Genomic DNA, 4,313 nt, shown 5'->3' with positions numbered 1-4,313 from the left:
TCTCACGCTTGTCGGTGGTCGCAGTCAGAGTGTGGGGGGTGTCCTTCTCTGCTGAGACTGAATCCGATGCTGAGATCGCTGCACGGGTGCGTGTGGAGGTCAGGTTCCGTGCGGTCACCGAAGTCGCCGACGGTGCTCCGGTCATCGAGGTCGCTAACCGTTACGGTGTCTCTCGCCAAACGGTCACGGCGTGGCGCAAGCGCTATGCCGCATCAGGTCTGGGCGGTTTATCGGATCGATCTCGCCGACCGCGTACTAGCCCGAACCAGATCTCTCCACAAGTGGAGGCGACGATCTGCGAAATGCGACGCACCCACCGGCGGTGGGGTGCCCGGCGCATCGTCTACGAACTCGGACGCCTCGACCCTTATGCGCCCGCGCCCGCGCGGGCCACGGTGCACCGCGTGCTGGTACGCAACGGATTGGTCAATCCTCAAGAGCAGCTACATAAACGGGTCTACAAGCGATGGGAGCGGGAAGCTCCGATGCATCTGTGGCAACTCGACCTGGTTGGAGGTGTGTTCCTGGCTGGCGGCCGGGAATGCAAACTGTTGACCGGCATCGACGACCATTCCCGCTTCGTCACCGTCGCCGCGGTTCTCGAGCAGCCCAGTGGCAGTGCCGTGTGTGAAGCGTTCGTCGGGGCGATGAATCGATGGGGCGTGCCGTTCGAGGTGCTCACCGACAACGGCAACCAGTTCACCGGCAGACACACGCGGCCGTTGCCGGTTGAGGTGCTCTTCGAGCGGACGTGTCGCGAGTACGGCATCACCGCGCGGTTGACGAGCTTGTCAAGATGTCTGTGTAAGAACGTGACTCCTGATTTTCTTGTGGTCCGTGGGTTTAGCCGAGGTGCGGTTCGATCCGGTCGGGGTAGGCCAGAGCGAGCTGTCCGAGGGCTTGCTTCCAGTTGGTGACGACCTGTCCCTCGACCAGTCGTCCGAGGGCCTTACGGGGCTGTGACCGCCTGGTCCCGCGTTCTTTGAGGCGTTGAGCGGCTCGTTTGTCTTCGATGTCGCAGATGGCCAGCCACAAGAGTTTGCGGACCGCGATGTCGTTGGGGAAATGTCCGCGGTTCTTGATGACCTTGCGGAGCTGGTAGTTCAGCGACTCGATCGAGTTGGTGGTGTAGATGACTTTGCGCAGCTCGGGCGGGAATGCCAGGAAGGGGATGAACCGATCCCAGGCTCGGTCGAAAGCCATTGCCGCACTCGGATATTTGGCGCCTAGTTCCGAGTCGCGGAAGGCTTCCCACTCGCGGCGGGCGGTCTCGGCGTCGGGGGCGGTGTAGATCGGTTTAATCGCCCGAGCGACGTCTTTGCGGTCTTTGTAGTTCACGAACCGCATCGAGTTGCGGATCAGATGCACCACACAGGTTTGCACGGTGGCCAGCGGCCAGGTCGCCTCGATCGCTTCGGGGAATCCGGTGAGCCCGTCACAGCACACGATCAGCACGTCCTTGACGCCGCGGTTGGCCAGATTCGCACACACCCCGGCCCAGAACTTGGCGCCTTCTTCGGCCTGTATCCAGATTCCCAGCACATGCTTGACGCCGGCCATATCGACGCCAATAGCAATGTGGGCGTGCTTGTTTCGGACATGGGCGCCGTCTTTGACCTTCACCACCAGGGCATCAAGGTAGATGACGGGATACAACGGCTCCAGCGGCCGGTTCTGCCATTCATCGACCGCGTCGAGGACCTCGTCGCAGATCTTCGAGATCGTCTCGTGCGAGAGATCGGTGCCGATCGTGGAGGCCAAATGGTGTTGGATGTCGCGCAACGTCATGCCGCCGGCGTAGAGCGAGATGATGATGTCGTCGAGGCCGCCGAGGCGGCGCGAGCCCTTCGGGACCAGCCGCGGGGTGAACGTGCCGTCACGGTCACGAGGAATGTTCAGCTCGACCGGCCCGGCCTCCGAGGCCACCGTTTTCGGGCTCGACCCGTTACGGGCGTTGGGCAACTCCCGCCCGGCCGGATCGCCCTTGGCATAGCCGAGGTGATCGGTCAGCTCGGCCTTCAGACCGCGTTCGAGGGCCAGTTTGATCAGACCTGGGATCAACCCGCCTTCGCCGGTGATCTGGATCTGGCCGGTATCGATCTGGGCGAGCAGCTCATCGACCATGCCCGAGGCCTGTAATGCCTCGGCGACTTCCGCGGTCGAGCGCGGCTCGGCCAGTTCAGGCAACTGCTCGTCGTCGTGGCCCTGCTGCTTGTCGTCTAACGCCATGCTCATAGATCTTCCTCTCACTGATGAGCACTGGACTTACACAGACCATCTGACACCCCCCGGTTGACCAAACGCCGGTCACCGACCACGACCGGCAAAATCGAACGATTCCATCGCACATTGCGCCGGGAGCTTCTCGACGAGACTGGCGCCTTCGACACCATCGAGACCGCGCAAACGGCTATCGACGAATGGGTCCACGCCTACAACACCTGCAGACCGCATCAGTCGCTGAACATGGCCACCCCTGCCAGCGTGTTCCGCAGTCGCAGCACCGATCCCGACACCATGCCCAGCAAGCCTGTTGGTGCCGAGATCCGACCGGAAGCCGAAGTCGTTCGGCCAGCTCCAACCGTGGCCGATCAGTCGAGTTCCGCCATTGAGTTCGACACTGTCGTGCCGCCGTCCGGTGTAGTGACTATTGCCGGTGTGCAACAGGTGTGGGTCGGAAAGAAACTATGCGCAGCGCAGTGTCGTGATGTGGGCTGACCTGTCGAGCGTGTACATCATCTGCGACGACATCGTGATCAAGACGGTCCGGTCGAAGCTGACCACCGCAGACCTGCAACGACTCCGCGCCCGCGGCACCCGCCCGGGCCGGCCCAGACCGGCGCAAGCCGCGTTCGACACCTCCACCGCCACCCATCGGCCGCGAGCTATCGAGATCGACCGGACCGCGAACCGCGACGGCATCGTCATTGTTCGTGGACATGAACTCGCCCTCGGCGTCGTGACGGCCGGCAGCCGGGTCACCCTGCGGATCGACGGCGAGTTGATCCACGCGACCAACGGCACCCACCTGATCAAGACGCTACCCAATCCTCTTGACCTAGAGAATATGTGGTTCCCCCGGAATCGTGGAGGACTCCTCTATGCGGCTTCGGGCTCGGTGACTGCGGTGTTCTCGTAGTCGACCGGACTCATCATCCCGATCGCGCTGTGGCGACGCTGGTGATTGTAGAAGCCGTAGCACCACTCCAACACGACCGCCTGCGCCTCCATGATAGTATGGAACTCGTTGCGTGACAACACTTCCCACTCCAAAGAAGAGAAGAATGCCTCCGCTGCGGCGTTGTCGAAACACGATCCGACCCGGCCCATCGACTGCCGGATACCCATCTTCTGGCACAGCCTGGTGAACCGTTTCGCGGTGTACGTCGACCCACGATCGGTGTGGAAAATCAGCTTCTGCGCATCGTCATCACGCCATATCGCCTGCATACCGCCCCGCGTGGCGACCGCCATCTCGATCGCCGCACACGCCAACGCTGCATCCGGGTGACGACTGGTGGCCGCCCCCAGCAGGCGGCGACTGTAGAGGTCGATGACCGTGGCCAGATACAGCTTGCCCGCCGCGGTCGGGATCTCGGTGATGTCGCCGACCCACCGCTGATCGGGGCACTGTGCGGTGAAATCGCGACCCAACAAATCGGGGAACTTCGGGGCGGTCTTGTCCTGACGGGTCAGCCCGTTGCGCCGGCGGATCCGCCGCGCGACCAGGCCCTGACGACACATCGAATCAGCGACAGTCTTCTCGGTCACCGTCCACCCGTCAGCACGCAGATCCGCATGCAGGCGCGGTGACCCGTGCAGGCCGCGGGCCTTGTCGAGCGCCACCGCCACGGCCCGGTCGATGGTGTCCCGGCGATAGTCGCGGGTGGTGTGCAAACCCGTTGCCGCACCCGGCGATTGGGTCCGCTTATGCCATTTGTAGAACCACGCCTCGCTGACCCCGAGCAGCCGGCAGGACACCGCGTGTGGCACCCGATAGTTGGTCCTCTGGTCGGCGATAAAGCGTGCCACGCTCACTTCGTCGCCTCCTTCACCCACAGGACCACTGATCGCTTGAGGACATCACGCTCCATGCGCAGCTCGGCGACCTCGTCACGCAACCGTTTGAGCTCAGCAGCGTCATCAACGGTCAGCTCGCCGCGGCCCTCCCGCTCGGCGCGCGCCCGGTTGACCCAGTTACCCAAGGTGCCCTCGTTGACCCCCAGGTCTCGAGCGACCTGGGCGATCGGCTTACCTGTCTCCTCGACGATCCGGACCGCCCCATCACGAAACTCCCGGTCGTACTTCTTCCG

At 63.3% G+C, this 4,313-nt stretch carries 5 protein-coding genes and 1 pseudogene; 3 read left to right on the top strand and 3 right to left on the bottom strand.

What is annotated here, in order from left to right; translation table 11 throughout:
- Nucleotides 1-74: 74 nt before the first annotated feature.
- Nucleotides 75-785: pseudogene (locus tag M4D77_RS23520) on the top strand (helix-turn-helix domain-containing protein); the annotation flags it as partial.
- 58 nt (nucleotides 786-843) lie between these two features.
- Here the strand turns inward: M4D77_RS23520 and M4D77_RS23515 are convergent.
- Nucleotides 844-2,235, bottom strand: coding sequence for an IS256 family transposase (locus M4D77_RS23515; protein WP_045540970.1), 1,392 nt, complete (start codon nucleotides 2,233-2,235; stop codon nucleotides 844-846).
- Nucleotides 2,236-2,292: 57 nt separating this feature from the next.
- Between M4D77_RS23515 and M4D77_RS23915 the strand changes: the two genes are divergently transcribed.
- Together M4D77_RS23915 and M4D77_RS23505 are read left to right on the top strand one after the other, a co-directional pair.
- Entirely contained in the window at nucleotides 2,293-2,718 is a 426-nt protein-coding gene (locus M4D77_RS23915; RefSeq protein WP_026920503.1) for an integrase core domain-containing protein, read from the top strand.
- Nucleotides 2,708-3,139, top strand: a complete 432-nt coding sequence (locus M4D77_RS23505) for a hypothetical protein (RefSeq protein WP_064869997.1) — start codon at nucleotides 2,708-2,710, stop codon at nucleotides 3,137-3,139. The genes M4D77_RS23915 and M4D77_RS23505 overlap by 11 nt, the downstream gene beginning before the upstream one ends.
- Here the strand turns inward: M4D77_RS23505 and M4D77_RS23500 are convergent.
- Together M4D77_RS23500 and M4D77_RS23495 are read right to left on the bottom strand one after the other, a co-directional pair.
- Nucleotides 3,100-4,038 carry an IS3 family transposase gene (locus M4D77_RS23500; RefSeq protein ID WP_020169764.1) on the bottom strand — a complete coding sequence of 313 codons (939 nt, stop codon included), beginning with the start codon at nucleotides 4,036-4,038 and terminating at the stop codon, nucleotides 3,100-3,102. The genes M4D77_RS23505 and M4D77_RS23500 overlap by 40 nt on opposite strands.
- On the bottom strand, nucleotides 4,035-4,313 hold a 279-nt coding region (locus M4D77_RS23495; RefSeq protein WP_259937683.1), incomplete at its 5' end, for a transposase. The genes M4D77_RS23495 and M4D77_RS23500, both read right to left, overlap by 4 nt.

Source organism: Gordonia sp. p3-SID1431 (genome assembly GCF_025143765.1).
Taxonomy (GTDB): domain Bacteria; phylum Actinomycetota; class Actinomycetes; order Mycobacteriales; family Mycobacteriaceae; genus Gordonia; species Gordonia hongkongensis.
This window is presented reverse-complemented; position numbering and strand designations above follow the sequence as displayed.